Source organism: Pseudomonas sp. AC242 (assembly GCF_979258655.1).
In genome coordinates this window covers 4,118,066-4,135,036 of sequence record NZ_OZ409873.1, presented here as the reverse complement: position 1 = coordinate 4,135,036, position 16,971 = coordinate 4,118,066, and the positions used below count along the sequence as shown (strand labels likewise).

General features: G+C 58.2%; 16 protein-coding genes and 1 pseudogene. 12 read left to right on the top strand and 5 right to left on the bottom strand.

Translation table 11 applies throughout. The features are described from left to right. Positions 1–171 precede the first annotated feature (171 nt). Together fadD2 and fadD1 are read left to right on the top strand one after the other, a co-directional pair. Positions 172–1,860, top strand: a complete 1,689-nt coding sequence (gene fadD2, locus ACZZ0A_RS18575; protein ID WP_095112256.1) for a long-chain-fatty-acid--CoA ligase FadD2 — start codon at positions 172–174, stop codon at positions 1,858–1,860. Positions 1,861–2,207: 347 nt separating this feature from the next. Continuing rightward, on the top strand, positions 2,208–3,905 hold the full coding sequence (gene fadD1, locus ACZZ0A_RS18570; RefSeq protein WP_007917844.1) for a long-chain-fatty-acid--CoA ligase FadD1: 1,698 nt from the start codon (positions 2,208–2,210) through the stop codon (positions 3,903–3,905). 340 nt (positions 3,906–4,245) lie between these two features. Here the strand turns inward: fadD1 and ACZZ0A_RS18565 are convergent, their stop codons facing one another. Next, a complete protein-coding gene (locus tag ACZZ0A_RS18565) occupies positions 4,246–4,623 on the bottom strand; it encodes a hypothetical protein (protein WP_007917843.1) in 378 nt (125 codons plus the stop codon). Between the two features lie 196 nt (positions 4,624–4,819). Here ACZZ0A_RS18565 and ACZZ0A_RS18560 point away from each other — a divergent pair, with 196 nt between their 5' ends. The 3 genes from ACZZ0A_RS18560 to def all read left to right on the top strand — a co-directional run bounded on the left by ACZZ0A_RS18560 (position 4,820) and on the right by def (position 6,668). After that, the gene (locus tag ACZZ0A_RS18560; protein ID WP_007917841.1) at positions 4,820–5,011 is read left to right on the top strand and encodes a CsbD family protein; all 192 of its coding nucleotides are present in this window, start codon (positions 4,820–4,822) and stop codon (positions 5,009–5,011) included. Positions 5,012–5,175: 164 nt separating this feature from the next. Then, positions 5,176–6,126 (top strand): YihY/virulence factor BrkB family protein, encoded by a 951-nt coding sequence (locus ACZZ0A_RS18555; RefSeq protein WP_007917840.1) that lies wholly within the window; start codon positions 5,176–5,178, stop codon positions 6,124–6,126. 2 nt (positions 6,127–6,128) lie between these two features. Beyond that, complete coding sequence (gene def, locus ACZZ0A_RS18550) at positions 6,129–6,668, top strand: peptide deformylase (RefSeq protein ID WP_007917839.1); 540 nt, start codon at positions 6,129–6,131, stop codon at positions 6,666–6,668. A gap of 123 nt (positions 6,669–6,791) precedes the next feature. Here def and ACZZ0A_RS18545 read toward each other — a convergent pair whose 3' ends face one another. Beyond that, the gene (locus ACZZ0A_RS18545; RefSeq protein ID WP_463543563.1) at positions 6,792–7,208 is read right to left on the bottom strand and encodes a GNAT family N-acetyltransferase; all 417 of its coding nucleotides are present in this window, start codon (positions 7,206–7,208) and stop codon (positions 6,792–6,794) included. 325 nt (positions 7,209–7,533) lie between these two features. Between ACZZ0A_RS18545 and ACZZ0A_RS18540 the strand changes: the two genes are divergently transcribed. The 6 genes and pseudogenes from ACZZ0A_RS18540 to ACZZ0A_RS18515 all read left to right on the top strand — a co-directional run bounded on the left by ACZZ0A_RS18540 (position 7,534) and on the right by ACZZ0A_RS18515 (position 13,042). Further along, positions 7,534–8,475, top strand: coding sequence for a fatty acid desaturase (locus ACZZ0A_RS18540; protein WP_095112253.1), 942 nt, complete (start codon positions 7,534–7,536; stop codon positions 8,473–8,475). Positions 8,476–8,615: 140 nt separating this feature from the next. Beyond that, on the top strand, positions 8,616–9,407 hold the full coding sequence (locus ACZZ0A_RS18535; RefSeq protein ID WP_463543562.1) for a phosphate/phosphite/phosphonate ABC transporter substrate-binding protein: 792 nt from the start codon (positions 8,616–8,618) through the stop codon (positions 9,405–9,407). A gap of 196 nt (positions 9,408–9,603) precedes the next feature. Then, the gene (locus ACZZ0A_RS18530; RefSeq protein ID WP_463543561.1) at positions 9,604–10,131 is read left to right on the top strand and encodes a sigma-70 family RNA polymerase sigma factor; all 528 of its coding nucleotides are present in this window, start codon (positions 9,604–9,606) and stop codon (positions 10,129–10,131) included. After that, positions 10,128–11,141, top strand: coding sequence for an ABC transporter substrate-binding protein (locus tag ACZZ0A_RS18525; RefSeq protein WP_007917822.1), 1,014 nt, complete (start codon positions 10,128–10,130; stop codon positions 11,139–11,141). The genes ACZZ0A_RS18530 and ACZZ0A_RS18525 overlap by 4 nt, the downstream gene beginning before the upstream one ends. Before the next feature lie 581 nt (positions 11,142–11,722). Beyond that, positions 11,723–12,499: pseudogene (locus tag ACZZ0A_RS18520) on the top strand (PAS domain-containing protein); the annotation flags it as partial. 3 nt (positions 12,500–12,502) lie between these two features. Then, positions 12,503–13,042, top strand: a complete 540-nt coding sequence (locus tag ACZZ0A_RS18515; protein WP_225919999.1) for a methyl-accepting chemotaxis protein — start codon at positions 12,503–12,505, stop codon at positions 13,040–13,042. A 139-nt stretch (positions 13,043–13,181) separates the two neighbouring features. On the opposite strand, the gene ACZZ0A_RS18510 is transcribed toward ACZZ0A_RS18515, so the two are convergent. From ACZZ0A_RS18510 to ACZZ0A_RS18500, 3 genes are all read right to left on the bottom strand, one after another. After that, complete coding sequence (locus ACZZ0A_RS18510) at positions 13,182–13,727, bottom strand: hypothetical protein (RefSeq protein WP_007917816.1); 546 nt, start codon at positions 13,725–13,727, stop codon at positions 13,182–13,184. Between the two features lie 155 nt (positions 13,728–13,882). After that, a complete protein-coding gene (locus ACZZ0A_RS18505; RefSeq protein WP_007917814.1) occupies positions 13,883–15,307 on the bottom strand; it encodes an MFS transporter in 1,425 nt (474 codons plus the stop codon). A 126-nt stretch (positions 15,308–15,433) separates the two neighbouring features. After that, the gene (locus tag ACZZ0A_RS18500) at positions 15,434–15,874 is read right to left on the bottom strand and encodes a PACE efflux transporter (protein WP_095112248.1); all 441 of its coding nucleotides are present in this window, start codon (positions 15,872–15,874) and stop codon (positions 15,434–15,436) included. A 122-nt stretch (positions 15,875–15,996) separates the two neighbouring features. Here ACZZ0A_RS18500 and ACZZ0A_RS18495 point away from each other — a divergent pair, with 122 nt between their 5' ends. Then, positions 15,997–16,869 carry a LysR family transcriptional regulator gene (locus tag ACZZ0A_RS18495; protein WP_463543560.1) on the top strand — a complete coding sequence of 291 codons (873 nt, stop codon included), beginning with the start codon at positions 15,997–15,999 and terminating at the stop codon, positions 16,867–16,869. Positions 16,870–16,971 lie beyond the last annotated feature (102 nt).

Genomic DNA, 16,971 nt, shown 5'->3' with positions numbered 1-16,971 from the left:
TGTATAGCGCGTCTGATCAGCCCACGCCACGGCAGGAAGATTCACACGATCAATGACGGCTTTGCCCATATTTGCCTCAATGGCCATAACTGCTAGTGTCCGTGAAGCTCCGCTTTTTCAGAAATGACAGAAAGCGGCCCCGGATCAGCTCAGGTAAAGAGGACAAGAACAATGCAACCTGATTTCTGGAACGACAAACGCCCGGCCGGCGTACCGCTGGACATCGACATGGGAGAGTTCAAGTCGGTGATCGAGGTGTTCGAGCGTTCCTGCAAGAAGTTCGCTGATCGCCCGGCGTTCAGCAACATGGGCATCACCCTGACCTACGCTGAACTCGAGCGTCAGAGCGCCGCCTTCGCCGGTTACCTGCAGGCGCATACCGATCTGGTTCCGGGCGATCGCATTGCGGTGCAGATGCCCAACGTCCTGCATTACCCGATTGCCGTGTTCGGTGCACTGCGTGCCGGGCTGATCGTGGTCAACACCAACCCGCTGTACACCGCGCGGGAGATGCGCCATCAGTTCAAGGATTCCGGCGCACGAGCACTGGTGTACCTGAACATGTTCGGCCAGAAAGTCCAGGAAGTGCTGCCCGACACCGACATTCAATACCTGATCGAAGCGAAGATGGGCGACCTGATGCCCACTGCCAAGGGTTGGCTGGTCAACACCGTGGTCAGTAAAGTGAAGAAAATGGTCCCGGCGTATTCGCTGCCGCAGGCGATCTCCTTCAAAAGTGCACTGCGCATGGGCCGTGGCCTTGGGGTCAAGCCGCTGAAGGTCGGTCTCGACGACATCGCCGTGCTGCAATACACCGGCGGCACCACCGGCCTGGCCAAAGGCGCGATGCTCACTCACGGCAATCTGGTGGCGAACATGCAGCAAGTGCGCGCCTGTCTCGCGCAACTCGGCCCGGACGGCCAGCCGCTGCTGCGCGAAGGCCAGGAAGTGATGATTGCGCCGCTGCCGCTGTATCACATCTATGCCTTCACCGCGAACTGCATGTGCATGATGGTTTCCGGCAACCACAACGTGCTGATCACCAACCCGCGCGACATTGCCGGCTTCATCAAGGAGCTGAAGAACTGGCGCTTCTCGGCGCTGCTGGGCTTGAACACCTTGTTCGTGGCGCTGATGGATCACGCGGATTTCAAGACCCTCGATTTCTCCAGTCTGAAGCTCACCAACTCCGGCGGCACCGCGCTGGTCAAGGCCACCGCCGAGCGCTGGGAGCAAATAACCGGTTGCCGCATCACCGAAGGTTACGGCCTCACCGAAACTTCACCGGTGGCCTGTACCAACCCGTACGGCGATCAATCGCGGCTGGGCACGGTCGGCCTGCCAGTGCCGGGCACGTTGCTGAAAGTCATCAACGATGACGGTGTCGAACAGCCGATGGGCGAGCGCGGCGAGTTGTGCATCAAGGGCCCGCAGATCATGAAGGGCTACTGGCACAAACCGGAAGCCACCGCCGAAGTGCTGGATGCCGAGGGCTGGTTCAAGTCCGGTGACATTGCGGTGATCGATCCGGACGGTTTTGTGCGAATCGTCGATCGCAAGAAGGACATGATCATCGTCTCCGGTTTCAACGTGTACCCCAATGAAATCGAAGACGTGGTGATGGCGCATCCGAAAGTCGCCAATTGCGCAGTGATCGGCGTGCCGGACGAGCGCTCGGGCGAGGCGGTGAAGTTGTTTGTGGTGGCGCGGGAAACGGGGGTCAGTCTTGAAGAGCTCAAGGCCTACTGCAAAGAGAATTTCACCGCTTACAAAGTGCCGAAACACATTGTGTTGCGTGAGTCATTGCCGATGACGCCTGTCGGGAAAATTCTGCGGCGCGAGTTGCGCGATATCGCTTAAAGACCAGAAGCAAAAAGATCGCAGCCTGCGGCAGCTCCTACCTTGGAATGCATTTCCTGTAGGAGCTGCCGAAGGCTGCGATCTTTTGCTTTAAGTCCCCGAAAACCGGGGCTTTAAGGTTGTTCTAGGATTTTTGCTCTAAAATGACTGCTAGATAGTCTTGAGTCATGATAATGACTGTAGGGGCCGCTTTTGGCTCTAGTCGACCCTTGGCAAAGCTGCTACTCTCGGCGCGCTTTGTGACTTCTCGGCCTATATAAAAGCCAGATTCACCAATACCAAACACACACCAATAATAATCGCATCAAATGCGGTGAAGAATTCGCGTTGCTGAGGAGTGGGCTTCCATGATCGAAGACTTTTGGAAGGATAAATACCCGGCTGGAATTGCTGCCGACATCAATCCGGACGAGTATCCGAACATTCAGGCAGTGTTGAAGCAATCCTGCCAACGCTTCGCCAACAAACCGGCTTTCAGCAACCTGGGCAAGACAATCACCTACGGTGAATTGTACGAATTGTCCGGTGCGTTTGCCGCGTATCTGCAACAGCATACCGATTTGCAGCCCGGTGATCGAATCGCCGTGCAACTGCCCAACGTTCTGCAGTACCCGGTAGCCGTCTTCGGTGCGATCCGCGCCGGGCTGATCGTGGTCAACACCAACCCGCTGTACACCGCGCGGGAAATGGAACACCAATTCAATGACTCCGGCGCCAAGGCGCTGGTGTGCCTGGCGAACATGGCGCACCTGGCCGAAGCCGTGGTGCCGAAAACCGGCGTCAAACACGTTATCGTCACTGAAGTCGCCGACCTGTTGCCGCCGATCAAGCGTCTGCTGATCAACAGCGTCATCAAGTACGTGAAAAAAATGGTGCCGGCCTATCACCTGCCCAAAGCCGTCAAGTTCAACGACGTGCTGAGCAAGGGCCAGGGCCAGCCGGTGGCCGAAGCCAATCCGCACAGCGGCGACGTTGCGGTGCTGCAATACACTGGCGGCACTACTGGCGTGGCCAAAGGCGCGATGCTGACCCATCGCAACCTTGTCGCCAACATGCTGCAGTGCAAAGCGCTGATGGGCTCCAACCTCAATGAAGGTTGCGAAATCCTGATCACGCCGCTGCCGCTGTACCACATCTATGCGTTCACCTTTCATTGCATGGCGATGATGCTGATCGGCAACCACAACATCCTGATCAGCAACCCGCGCGACCTGCCGGCGATGGTCAAGGAACTGTCGAAGTGGAAGTTCAGCGGTTTCGTCGGTCTCAACACGCTGTTCGTGGCACTGTGCAACAACGAAGGTTTCCGCAAGCTGGATTTCTCTGCGCTGAAAGTCACCTTGTCCGGCGGCATGGCCCTGCAACTGGCTGCTGCCGAGCGCTGGAAAGCGGTGACCGGTTGCGCTATCTGTGAAGGTTACGGCATGACCGAAACCAGTCCGGTGGCCACGGTCAACCCGATCCAGAACATCCAGATCGGCACCATCGGTATTCCGGTGCCATCGACACTGTGCAAAGTCATCGACGATGCCGGTGTCGAGCAGCCGTTGGGTGAAATCGGCGAGCTGTGCGTCAAAGGCCCGCAAGTGATGAAGGGTTACTGGCAGCGTCAGGAAGCCACCGATGAAATGCTCGACAGCGAAGGCTGGCTGAAGACCGGTGACATCGCACTGATCCAGCCGGACGGCTACATGCGCATCGTCGATCGCAAGAAAGACATGATTCTGGTCTCCGGTTTCAACGTCTACCCGAACGAACTGGAAGACGTGCTGGCGACCCTGCCGGGCGTGTTGCAGTGCGCGGCCATCGGCGTGCCGGACGAGAAGTCGGGCGAGGCGATCAAGATCTTCATCGTTGCCAAGCCGGGCGTCACGCTGACCAAGGAAACGGTGATGGAGCACATGCGCGCCAACGTCACCGGCTACAAGGTGCCGCGTTCGGTGGAATTCCGCGATGCGCTGCCGACCACCAACGTCGGCAAGATCCTGCGCCGCGAGTTGCGTGATGAAGAGCTGAAGAAGATCAAGGCCAAGTCCGCCGCCTAAAACACGAAGCCCCGCAGATGCGGGGCTTTTTGTTGGGGCAGGCTGTAGATTTGCAGTGCTTGGTAAATCTACCCCCTCACCCCAACCCTCTCCCCCAAGGGGGGCGAGGGGAAGGGCGCCGATCGGGGGCCTTTCAGAACCTGAGTTCGACTCGGAATCTCAGGTCGGTGTATCTCGCCCGAATTCCTCGGTCAGTTCCCTTTCCCAATGGGCGAGGAGGGGTGGGAACCGATCGGATGCTGTTCAGAACCTGAGTTCGACTCGATATTTCAGGTCGGTGTACCTCGTCCAGACACCTAGGTCAGTCCCCTCTCCCTCCGGGAGAGGGCTAGGGTGAGGGCTATTGACGGAACGGCGCGAAATTCACATTAGTCCCCGCCGGACGCATGTCCTGCAGATACGAGTCCTTGTCCGCACTCAATTCCAGGCTCAATGCCGCTTTACGCTTGCCTTCGTTGCGAATCACCAGCCCTTCAAGCTTTTCGCGCAGGAACACCGTCGGCACTTTCAGGTGCAGCAGTTCGTCAGTGGCCGGCGTGTGCATCAGCAAGTGAATCCACTCGTACTGACCGATGGCCAAACGCGACACTGGCAGGTCGAACCACCAGATGTTGCGGTTACGGTTCAGTTCGGCGAAATGGCAGTTGTTGGTGCCGAGCACGGCACCGCCCAGTTCCTTGTTGCGTCGGGCGATGGCCTGCGTTTTATCGAGTTTCATAACATTCCTGCGGGATCAGTTCCTGGCGCTTGGCGCCCATATGTTGCGCATTCTCGGGGCTACGCACGCAAACATAAAGCCCAACCTGCACGCCACGACGAAATGAACCCCTGAAAATAAATGAAACTTGGCGCAAACCCGGCCAGTCAATCATTACGTACTGACTTTTCCCCTAATTGCACCAAGGAGAAACACCATGAGTAGCACAGGCGATAAAGTAAAAGGCATGGCCAACGAAGCGGTCGGCAACGTTAAGCAAGGCGTCGGTAAAGCCACCGACAACAGCAAGCTGCAGGCCGAAGGCAAGATTCAAGAGAAAAAAGGTGAGGCCCAGCAAGCGGTCGGCAAAGCCAAGGACGCGGTCAAAAAAGGCGTCGACAAGGCGTAATTCAGCCTTGAACGAAAGACAAAAACGGCCATCCAAGGATGGCCGTTTTTGTGTCGAAATTCTGCAGAGACCCGGCAAGGTTCGCCAAACAGGCTACCTTGATGTAAAAAACGGCCCCTGAGTCGCCACGACTTCAACCTGTATTGCGGCGAAAGGAGACGCGAATGATTTTTCCGGACATGAAAGGTCTGCCCCTGCACCGGGTGATGGTGCGCACGGTCACTGAATTCGTCGACGACGAGATGTCGACCTACGCCTCGGCACTGGCCTACCAGATGCTGTTCTCGCTGTTCCCGTTCATTCTGTTTCTGATTGCCCTGATCGGTTTCCTGCACCTGCCGGACTTCTTCTCCTGGCTGCGCCTGCAATCGGAACTGGTCCTGCCGCCACAGGCGCTGGAGCAGGTCAATCCGGTGATCGACCAGTTGCAGCAGTCCAAGGGTGGCTTGCTTTCAGTCGGTATCGTTATCGCCCTGTACACCGCTTCCGCGGGCGTGCGCTTGATGATGAGCGCGATGAACGCCGCGTACGACGTGGTCGAGGGCCGGCCGATCTGGAAGCGTTTCCCGCTGTCGATTGTCTACACCGTCGGCATTGCCGGCATGCTGCTGGTGGCCGCCGCGCTGATGGTGCTCGGGCCGCAAGTGATGGGCTGGATCGCCGCGCAGGTGGGTCTGGAAGACTTCATCGTCACCGTGTGGACGATTGCGCGCTGGCCGGTGATCGTGATTCTGATGATGGTCGCCGTGGCACTGATCTACTACGTCATGCCCGACGTCAAACAGGAGTTCCGCTTCATCACCCCCGGTTCGGTGCTGGCCGTGGTGGTGTGGATCATCGCCTCGTTGGGGTTCGCGTTCTACGTGAAAACCTTCGCCAACTACAACGCGATGTATGGCAGCATCGGGGCGATCATCGTGCTGTTGCTGTATTTCTACATTTCCGCGGCGGTGCTGTTGCTTGGCGCCGAGATGAATGCGGTGATCGAGCACATGTCCAGCGAGGGCAAGGATGCGGGTGAGAAAGTCCCCGGCGAACTCGATGAACATCCCAAACAACACGTCTCGGGCCTGGGCCGCGATCATTCGCTCAAGCCGGACACTGACGAAGTCTGATCATGATTCGTGAAATTCTGAAAATGGGCGACGAGCGCCTGCTGCGTATCGCCCCGCCCGTGCCGGCCGAGATGTTCGACAGCCCTGAGCTGTGGCAACTGATCGACGACATGTTCCAGACCATGGAAAGCGTCGGTGGTGTCGGCCTGGCTGCGCCGCAGATCGGTGTCGATCTGCAACTGGTGATCTTTGGTTTCGAACACAGCGAACGTTACCCGGACGCTGAAGCGGTGCCGCAGACGATCCTGATCAATCCACTGATCACACCGTTGAGTCCGCTGACGGAAGAGGGCTTTGAAGGCTGTCTGTCGGTACCGGGGTTGCGCGGTGCGGTGGATCGTTATCAGCAGATTCGCTATGAAGGGTTTGATCCGAAGGGCGAGCCGATTGTGCGCACTGCGTCGGGCTTCCACGCACGGGTTGTGCAGCACGAATGCGATCACCTGATCGGTCGGTTGTACCCGTCGCGGATCACCGACTTCACTAAGTTCGGTTTTACCGAAGTGATGTTCCCGGACCTCGATCCCACAGCAGACGACTAATCCCCGAGAACACCACAATCCCCGTGTAGGAGTGAGCCTGCTCGCGATAGCGGTATGTCAGTCACCGAAAATGTCACTGACATACCGCTATCGCGAGCAGGCTCACTCCTACAGGGTTTTGCATCAGATTGACGGTCTCAGCTCCATCGCAATCATCGGCTTGCTCCGCGCATACCGGCTCAAGCGCTCCGCCATCGCCTGGGGCAGCGCAGGGTCGAAGGTGAACCCGCGCCGCTCATAAAACTCACGCAGATCCGGATGGCAGAACAGCCACACCGGCTCGCTCACATCCTGCACCGCCGCCGCGATCAACTGTGCGGCAATCCCCTGCTCACGACATCCCGGATCAACAAAAAGCCCGGTCAACCAGTGCCCTCCCGCCACCGGTCGCAAACACAACGCGGCAACAATCTCGCCCCGTCGCGCGACCCACAATTGCGCATCGCGAACCGCTTTCATCGAGGACTGGTGGCTGCGGTAAAACTTGTTCATCAACGGCCATAACGACTCGTCGAGCAGGCTGTATTGGGTGTCGGGCATGGGATCGGACTGTCGGCGTGCAAAGCGGCGATTATAAAAGAACGCGCGCAACAGGATAGGTGTATACCTGAGCCTACATCCCCTGTGAGTGGAGTACGCATCATGTCCAAAGGTATGGATTCAAAGAAAGCCGCGAAGAAGAAACCGGCCAAGACCGCGATTGAAAAACGCGCAGAGAAGAAAGCCAAAAAGGTCGACATCTTCGGTCACTGATCACGCCTTTCCGGAGCCCGGTTCTCGGGCTCCTGCCTGAACCCGAAAATAATCTGCAAGATTGCGCATCGTCGTTGCACAGAAGGGCAAGAATCCCGTTCCGAGCAATGCCATGCCCCATTACTTCGACGCCGCCCATCGTCAGCAGATCGAAACCCTGCGCCAACGCTTTACCGCCCGCACCGAATGGCCGACCTGGCTGTTGCTGATCGGCGTCTATGGCGGCTGGTTTGCCATTGTTCTCAATAGCCACTGGCTCGGTCGTGGCTTGAGCACGCTGTTGCTGATCCCGTTGCTGGTGCTGTGGCTGTCGTTGCAGCACGAGTTGCTGCACGGGCATCCGACGCGCTGGGTGCGCTTCAACAAGATCCTTGGCTACGCGCCTTTTGCCGTGTGGTATCCGTACACGCTGTATCGCGACAGCCATTTGCTGCATCACCGCGATGAGGATCTCACCGTGCCCGGCGTCGATCCGGAAAGCCGCTATCTGACCCGCGTTGGCTGGCAACGCAGTTCGCTGTTCGAGCGCAGCTTGCATTGGTTGAACAAAACCGTGCTCGGACGCTTCCTGGTTGGCGCCCCGCTGGCGCTGCTAGCGTTGGCCAAAGAACAGTTGCAGCGGCTGAAAAACGGCGAGCGCCAAGCCTGGTTGATGTGGTTGACTCATGGTGCGTTTACATTATTGATGCTGTGGTTTGTCGCCCGTGTCAGCGCGCTGCCGGTCTGGCATTACCTGCTGCTGATCAGCGTACCGGCGCTGTCGATCGCGATGATCCGCTCCTACTATGAACACCGTCCCCACGCACAACCCGAACAGCGCACGGTGTTGAACGAAGCGGCTTGGCCGTGGCGCTGGTTATTTCTGAATCTGAATTTTCATCTGGTGCATCACGACTTGCCCAAGCTTGCGTGGTACGACTTGCCCAAGGTTTACCGGATGCATCGCGAGCAATGGATCGCGCGCAGTGGCGGGTTTCTCGTGCGCGGGTATGGCGAGTTCTGGCGACGCCATGTTTTGAAGCCAATCGACAGCCCCGAGCATCCTTACCACTAACCCAAGAACACCACAAAACCCTGTAGGAGTGAGCCTGCTCGCGATAGCGGTGTGTCAGGCGCCGAAGATGTCACTGATGCACCGCTATCGCGAGCAGGCTCGCTCCCCCATTGGCTATTTGTAACTCGGAAAAAATGTGTATGGCTCAACACCACACCGAACTCCTGATGTACGTCGCCCCCGAGCCAATCCGCGCGGCGAATGAGCGCTGGATTGCGCGCATTCTTGAGCTGCTTGGCCACACTCGCTTGAGCGCTGAAGGTCTGTCGTTGCCCGAACTCTGGTTATCCCCCGATCTGCTGCTCACGCAAACCTGCGGCTATCCGCTTATGACTGCATTGCGCGGACAAGTGCGCATCGTCGGACGTCCTCGCTACGAACAGCCTGACGCCAGCGCCGGCAATCATTGCAGTCTGATCCTCGGCCGCGCTGATGACCCACGCCAAATCCTCGCGGAGTTCCGCGACAGTCGCGGGGTGATCAACAGCGCGGATTCCAACAGTGGCATGAACCTGTTGCGTCAGCGCCTGGCGCCGTTGCATCAGGACGGACAATTCTTCGCCTCGGTCGGCATCAGCGGCGGCCATCGCGAGAGCCTGCGCTGGCTGCGCGAAAACCGCGCCGATCTGGCCGCCATCGACAGCGTCACCTACGCCTATCTGGCGCAATATGCGCCGGAAGAAGTCCGTGTCTTGCGGGTGATTGCGCGCAGCGCCCTGAGCCCGACCCTGCCGTTCATTACCGTCGCCAGCGCCACGGACGAGCAGGTTGAGACGTTGCGGCGGATGATGAATCTGACTTTGCGCGAACTGCCCGAGGTCGCGCAGACCTTGGGGTTGCCTGAGGTGCTTGCTGCCAGCGAAAGCGATTATCAGATCCTGCTCGACTATCAGCGTGAGGCTGAAGAATGGGGCTATAGCCACTTACGCTAAAAGATCGCAGCCTTCGGCAGCTCCTACATCGAATGCGTACACCTGTAGGAGCTGCCGAAGGCTGCGATCTTTAGTTTTTATATTCTCGAATAGAATATAAAAATGAAATTTAAATATTATTAAAGAATAAGGCGCCTTGCTACGATCGCGCCACCGGAACACCGGACATTCAGCGACCCCTCATCAAGGAGCCCCTATGTCCGGCGCCGACCTTTCCCATCGTCACACCGTGGACGGCCTGTTTCGCGCCCACTATCGCGGGCTCTGTGCTTATCTGCACCGTCATCTGCATGACGCGGCCAGCAGCGAAGACATCGCCGCCGAAACCTTCGCCCAATTGCTCGAGGCCCCGGCACTGACGGCCATTCGTGAACCTCGCGCCTTGCTGACGACCATCGCCCAGCGTCTGCTGTATCAGCGCTGGCGACGTGCTGATCTGGAGCGTCGTCATCGCCAGTCAATCGACATTGATTACGCCGCCTCGCCTGAAGAATTCGTCCAGCAATCGCAAACGCTCACTCGACTCGACCACAGCTTGCAGCGCTTGCCCGGCAAAGTCCGCGCGACGTTTCTGCTCGCCCGCATCGACGGCCTGACCTACCCGCAAATCGCCACCGAACTGGGCATCTCCCAGCGCTCGGTCAGCGTTTACATGAACCGTTCCCAAGCGTTGTGCGATCGCCACAGCGCCAACCAATTCCTGCAAGACAAGAGGTCCGCATGAGATCGATCAAAACCCTGCTCGGCACGTCGTTGCTGGCTCTGAGCCTCAGCGTTGGTGCTGTTTCGGCTACGGAAAAAACCACGCCGATCCACTTCGGCGACATCACCTGGGAGAGCGGCAGTTTCATCACCGAAGTGCTGCGCCTGATCGTTGAAAAAGGCTATGGCTACCCGACCGACACGTTGCCCGGCAGTACGGTCAGCCTTGAGGCCGCATTGGCGAAAAACGATATCCAGGTGATTGGCGAAGAATGGGCCGGGCGTAGTCCGGCGTGGGTCAAGGCGGCCGCCGAAGGCAAGGTGTTCGGTTTGGGCGATACGGTCAAAGGCGCCACCGAAGGCTGGTGGGTACCTGAGTATGTGATCAAGGGCGACCCTGAGCGCGGGATCAAAGCGTTGGCGCCGGAGTTGAAGTCGGTGGCGGATCTGCCGCGCTACAAAGACGTGTTCCGCGACCCGGAAGATCCGTCGCGTGGGCGCTTCCTCAACAGCCCGACCGGCTGGACCTCGGAGATCGTCAACAGCCAGAAGCTCAAGGCTTATGCGCTAAATGACAGCTTCGTCAACTTCCGCACCGGTTCCGGCGCGGCGCTGGATGCCGAGGTGGCATCGTCGATCAAACGGGGCAAACCGGTGTTGTTCTACTACTGGTCACCGACGCCGCTGCTTGGCCGATTCAAACTGGTCAAACTGGAGGAACCGCCATTCGATGCCGAGGCCTGGAAGACCCTGGCCGATGCCAACAATCCCAACCCCAAGGGCACCCGCTCAATGCCGGCGAGCCTGGCGATTGGCGTATCGGCGCCGTTCAAGGCGCAGTATCCGGAGTTGGTGACGTTTTTTGAAAAGGTTGATTTGCCGATCGATCTGTTGAATCAGACCCTGGCCGGGATGAGTGAAAAACGTTTGCAGCCGAGGGTGGTGGCGCAGGCGTTTTTGCGTGATCAGCCGCAGGTCTGGAAGCCTTGGGTGCCTGCAGAGGTGGCGACCAAGGTGACTGGAAGTCTGTAAGTCGTTTCTGTCGTTTTTGTAGTGTTTGTAATGGCCTCATCGCTGGCAAGCCAGCTCCCACAGGAATTGCGCTGATTTGCAGAAGCGCAGAATCCTGTGGGAGCTGGCTTGCCAGCGAAAGCGTCTGCCCCGCCAGCAATTCTCCCCGCGCTGAACCGTTTCTTGTGCAAAAAGTGCCAGATACTGGCCGACTAGTGGCCTTGCGCAGGTCTTTGCACTGGCTATGCTTCCCGTAACTAACTATGTCGACCGTCATGTCAAAACTTGCCGGACGCACAGCTTAGTCCGTGAATTCATGCTGCCAGAGTGCGCAACCCAAGGCACCGACACTGAACCAACAAGGAGCGTCGCTTACATGGAAGTTCTTCAACGCGTTAGGGCTGGCCCGCGTGCGGGCTATCAAGAGAAGGATGTCTTGATTAGAGCGTCGCTGCATGGACGCTCCGATTGATCATCATTTATCACCTGACAACTTCCTCCCGTGGAGGAATGCGTGTGCCTGTTCTGTGGAACGTAGTGGTGGATCGTGAAAGAACTGAACTTTCATCAAATCAAAAGTCCGCGCGGAAGGTGATACAACCATGTTCAACCTACATCACAAGGCTGACCTGCAGGAAATCGAGCGCTTCAGCTGCGCCCTGACCGAGGCCAACGCCAAGTTGGCGGCGATCAGCCGCTCGATGGCAATGATCGAGTTCAGCCCTGACGGCATCGTTCTGGATGCCAATGAAAACTTCTGCAAGACCATGGGCTACAGCGCCGATGAAGTGCGTGGCAAACATCATCGGGTGTTTTGTGAAGAGGCTTTCTATCGCAGCGAGGAGTACGCCAAATTATGGCGTGACCTGGCTCGCGGTGAGCCGATCAGCGGCACTTTCCTGCGCTTGAACAAGGCCGGCAGGGAAGTCTGGCTCGAAGCCAGTTACATGCCGGTGTATGGCCCGGACAAGCAAGTCCACAGCGTGATCAAAGTGGCTGCCGACATCACCGCTCGGGTGAATAAAGAGCACGAAGAAGAAAGCATGCTGGCGGCGATCAGCCGTTCCATGGCGGTGATCGAGTTCACCCCGGAAGGCAACGTCATTGCCGCCAATGACAACTTCCTCAAGACCATGCAGTACTCGCTCAACGAAATCGTCGGTCATCACCACAGCCTGTTCTGCCATCGTGCCGAAGCCGAGTCTGCGCAGTACAAGGCATTCTGGGCCTCGCTCAACCGTGGCGAATATCACTCGCACCGTTTCGAGCGCAAGAACAAGTCGGGGCAGATGGTTTATCTCGAAGCCTCGTACAACCCGTTATTCGATGCCAAAGGCCGCCTGTACAAAGTGGTGAAGTTCGCCAGCGACATCACCCATCAGATGACCACCTTGCAGAACGCCGCCGAATCGGCCCACAGCACCTCGGTACAAAACGACGCCTGCGCGCAAAAAGGCTCACAGGTCGTACAGCAAACCGTGCAGATCATTCAGGACATTTCCCGCGACCTCAACGAAGCCGCCGCCAGTATCGATGCGGTGAGCAAACAGTCGGACATCATCGGCACCATCGTTCAGACCATTCGCGGCATTGCCGATCAGACCAACTTGCTGGCGCTCAACGCGGCAATTGAAGCGGCGCGGGCCGGGGAGCATGGGCGCGGATTTGCGGTAGTGGCGGATGAGGTGCGTAGCCTCGCGGCGCGCACCAGTCAGGCGACGCTGGAGATTGTCGAGGTAGTGCGCAAAAACCATGATCTGTCGCTGAGTGCGGTGTCGAGCATGCAATCAAGTCTCAGCCGCACCGGGCTCGGGGTTGAGCTGGCGAATGAGGCGGGGGAGGTGATTCTGGAAATTCAGCAGGGCTCGCGGCATGTGGTGGATGCGATCAGTCAGTTCAATGAAACCCTGCAATTGAACTGATTCCACAAAGTGGCCTGTAGGAGCTGTCGAGTGGAACGAGGCTGCGATCTTTTGATTCGTTGTTGGAAGCAAGATCAAAAGATCGCAGCCTTCGGCAGCTCCTACAGGGATACCGTGCGGTAGCCTGGAATCCGTGGTCTCAGAGCGCAGCGAGAAACTTGCCCGCCTGCTTGTCGCTGTCCTTCACATCGTTGTCTTTCTCCGCCTGCGCCAACTTCATCTTGTCCTGCAAGCGCTCGGCGATCTCTTTGCCGATGGCCAGTTGTTTCTCCGGCGGCATGGCTTTGATGTCGTCTTCGGTCAGCCCCATCGACTGCAGGATACTGTCGCGCAGACGCTGTTCCGGCGTCTTGCTCATGTAATCCTTGAACTCGTCGGTGGCGGACTTTGCCGAGGTTGTGGTGGCATCGGTGGCTTGCAGGTTGACGCGGGTCTTGGCGAACGCTTCGTCGACGTTGTCGCTGATGCGCGTGGCTTCGCTGACTTGCTGAGTGGCAATCTGCGTGGCCGAGTCCTGTACCTTGGCGGTGGCTTCGGCGGTTTGCGCTTGGGTCTGGTTTTGCAGGGTTTGCAGCATGGCGCCGTGCAGACCACCCTGCAGACCGGCGGCAGCAGTGGACGTCGCATCGTCATTCAGCGCTTTGGGCAGATGAATGATTTGCTGTTGTTTGGCACTGATCAACATGATGTGTGGACCTGAAGGTAATTGCTGACTGGCGTATCGGAGCAATTACCGTGCCTTCTAAGTAAGTCCTTTTATTTCAACAAGTTGACCATTGGCCAGGTGTGCGTGGCGGTCATCCCTTGCCGATAAGCGGCAGAGGATGACCGTTGCCACCCTCAGCGATGGGCAATGTTCTCCAGCGCCAGATTGCGTGTACGCGGGCCGAACCAGCCGATGGTTACCATCACGATCAGCATGCTGCTGACGATGAATGCCAATACCCCCGGCGTACCGAAGTTGTCGAGAAACAGGCCGATCAACAGACTGCTGAACACCGTCGACAACCGACTGAACGAATAGCAGAAACCCACAGCGCGGGCGCGGATGTTGGTCGGGAACAGTTCGCTCTGGTACGAGTGATAACTGAAGCTCAACCAGGCATTGCAGAAGGTGATCATCACCCCGCAGAAGATCAGCCCGAACGCGCTGGTCTGCAGGGCGAACAGGGTACCAAAGGTCATCGCGCCGAGGGCCGAGCCGACGATCTGCCATTTGTTTTCGAAACGATTGGCGAACTTCACGAACAGCAGCGGCCCGAGCGGGTAGGCGAGGGTGATGATGAACGCATACATCAAACTGTGGGTGACACTGACACCCTGACCGGACAGCAGCGCCGGCAGCCAGTTGCCGAAACCGAAGAACCCAATGGCCTGGAAGATGTGGAAGACAATCAGCATCAACGCGCGGCGGCGATACGGCGGCTGCCAGATGTCGGCGAAGCGACCCTTGCCTTCGACGTCGACCGGAACGGTTTCCGGCGTATCCAGCGGTTTACCGTGATCCTTCTCGCATCGTGCTTCGATGCCATCGAGAATCCGCTTGGCTTCATCAAAGCGGCCATGTTGCGCGAGCCAGCGCGGCGATTCCGGCAGACGCTTGCGCAGCCACCAGATAAACAGCGCAAACACCGCGCTCGCCAACACCACCCAACGCCAGCCGGACACGCCGAATGGCGCCTGCGGCACCAGCCACCATGACATCAACGCCACCGCGGGCACCGACAGAAACTGCACGAAAAACGCAAAAGCAAATGCCGAACTGCGCATGCGTTTGGGCACCAGTTCCGAGAGGTAAGCGTCGATGGTCACCAGCTCGATACCCAAACCGATGCCAACCAGAAAGCGCATGCAAATGATGCCCAGCGCCGAGCTCTGAATGCCCATCAACACCGTCGCCACCGTGTACCAGACCAGCGCGAAGGTGAAGATCGCGCGACGACCAAAACGATCAGCCAAAGGGCTGAGCAGGCTGGCGCCGAGGAACAGGCCGAGGAACGTCGCCGAGGCGAACGCCGCCTGATCGGAGAAGCCGAACACGCCCTGATTACCAGTGGCGAAGATGCCATCGCGGATCAGACCGGGGCTGATGTAGGCGGTCTGAAACAGATCGTAGAGTTCGAAGAAACCACCGATTGACAGCAGCGCCACCAAGCGCCAAATCGTCGCGACCGCCGGAAGGCGATCGATGCGGGCGGACACCTGAGCGGCGCGGATCGGGTCGATGCCGTCGCTTTGCGCGGCGGCGGAGGCGTGAGCAGTCATGGGGCTGATCCATTTTTTATTGATGGAAAAGCTTAGCCTGCTATCGGAGTTAACGGATTGTGAATATCGGCGGTTTAACCGGGTAAACCGCTGATTCCTTGCAATATCTGTTTACGAATTAACGATTTATGCCGCAGCCGCCGAATCTGGCAACGCCGAGGCCGGCAACCCGAAGATCCGGTCGAACAGCCAGTTGAAGGCAAACGTGTAGCACGGGATGAAAATAATCAACGCCAGATCCAGCAGAAACGCCTGCACCAGACTGATATTCATCCACCAGGCGATCAACGGAATCAGGAACACGATCAGCGTCAGTTGAAAGCCGACGGCGTGAGCAATGCGTCGTTTCACCGTGCGGGTGCGCGATTGCTGGCGGCTTTCCCAGTGTTCGAACATCGAGGTGTAAATGAAATTCCAGGTGACGGCGATGGTGGTGATGATCACCGCCAGCGGCCCGGTGCTGCCCGGGGAGGTGCCGGACAACAGCGCCAGGCCGAGGGCGGAGAAGGTCATGCCGATCACTTCGTAGAGCGATACGTAGACCAGTTTGCGTTTGACGCCTTGCATGGGGATTTGCCTCTTTCTTGCCGTTTGTTGGCCAGTGGGACTGGCGAAGGCGGCGAAAGATAGCTTCAATAGGGCTGACAGAAAAAGTCAGCTACTTTCAGTTCTATTGATAGGTGTTCAGGGTGAATTTCAACAGCGACAGTATCGAGCTGTTTCTTGCGGTGATTGAGCGCGGCTCGTTTTCAGCGGCGGCTCGCGCATTAGGTCGGGTGCCTTCCGCCGTCAGCATGAGCATTGGCAACCTTGAAGCCGAACTGGGTTATCTGCTGTTCGACCGCAGCCATCGCGAACCGCATCCCACGGCGATGGCGCTGTCGCTGGTGCCACACGCGCGGCTGATTGCCGAGCAGCTCAAGCAACTGCAAGTGCACGCGGTGGAGTTGTCGTTGGGACTGGAGAGCAAGTTGTCGATCGGCGTGGTCGCGGACATCGACCGCCGTCGTTTGCTGGCGGCAATCAAGGAGATCGCCGAGCGGCATCCGCTGTTGGATATCGAAGTGCTGACCGCGCCGCAAGATGACGTGCTGGCGATGCTGCACAGCGGCCGGGTCAGCGTGTGCCTGGCGTTCGCCGGGCTGAGCATGAATGTGCTGGAGCGTTTTCAGTTTGTCGGCAGCGAGCGGATGATCGCCACGCTGGCGGCGGACAGCCCGTTGTTGCAGGGGCAGGATGTGTTTCTTGAAGATCTGGTGCACGTGCGGCAGATCATCGTCGCCAGTCGCGACTTGCCGATCAGTGAGACGCGACCGTTGGTGGCAGAGTCGTATTGGCGCACGGACAGCCTTGAGACGGCGATGGAAATGGTCGAGGCGGGATTGGGCTGGGGTAATTTTCCGTTGTCGGTGGTGCAGTCGCGGATCGACTCCGGGCGACTGAAACGGCTGAATTTTCGCAACATCGAAAACGGTCTGGTGATGCCGGTGCACGCGGTGTGGCTCAAGAGCCAGCCATTGCAGAAGGGCGCGCATGCCCTCGTCGAATTGTTGGGCGGTTGATCGTTCCCACGCTATGCGTGGGAATGCAGCCCGGGACGCTCTGCGTCCCATCAAAAGCCGAACGCGGAGCGTCCGTTGAGGCATTCCCACGCAGAGCGTGGG